The following is a 778-nucleotide window of genomic DNA, read 5'->3' as shown; positions in this document are numbered from 1 at the left end:
ATATATTGTAACCAGAACTTATACATTAAAAGATTGTGGGGGTAATGAGACACCATTAGTTCAAACAATCAGAGTAGAAGATACCACGGCACCAAAAATAGATAGTGATAATTTAAAAAATATTGACTTAGAATGTGGTGTTGGGAATACAGTTGAAGATTTACAGAATTGGTTAGATAATAATGCTGGTGCTACAGCTACTGATAATTGTACTGATAATGATAATATAAAATGGACTAATAATTATGGTGAAGATACGTCTGTTAAGTGTGATGGTAGTTATATAAATGTAACTTTTACAGCAACTGACGAATGTGGAAATTCAAGCACTGTTACAGCAGGGTACTTAATTAAGGATGAAACTCCGCCAACAATTACAAAGCAGCCAACGGGCAAAACTGTAGAATGTGATGGTTCAGGTAATATAGATGAATTAAATGCTTGGTTAGCAAATAATGGAGGTGCTACAGCTGAGGATGATTGTAGTGCGGTATCATGGTCTAATGACTTTGAAGCTATAAATTATTCATGTAGCTTCATAGGGGAAGTAGAAGTTGTATTTAAAGCTATTGATGGTTGTGGAAACACTATAGATACAGAGAAAAGAAAGTTCATAATTGAAGACACAATAAAACCAGAATTCGAAGGAGATTTACCAGCTCAGGAAATTGTAGCGAGTTGTAACGATATCCCAGCAATGGTTGATTTAACGGCGACAGATAATTGTGATAGTAACTTAGTAGTAATCAAGAGTGAAGTAATTAGCGGAGATCAAGAT

At 34.6% G+C, this 778-nt stretch carries 1 pseudogene; it reads left to right on the top strand.

The features are described from left to right. Positions 1 to 778 (top strand): annotated as a pseudogene (locus H3Z83_RS12810) (hypothetical protein); the annotation flags it as partial.

It is taken from the genome of Tenacibaculum pelagium (assembly GCF_014062345.1).
Classification (GTDB): Bacteria; Bacteroidota; Bacteroidia; order Flavobacteriales; family Flavobacteriaceae; genus Polaribacter; species Polaribacter pelagius.
Note: the sequence above shows the minus strand (reverse complement) of the source record. Positions and strands in the feature narration are given on the sequence as shown.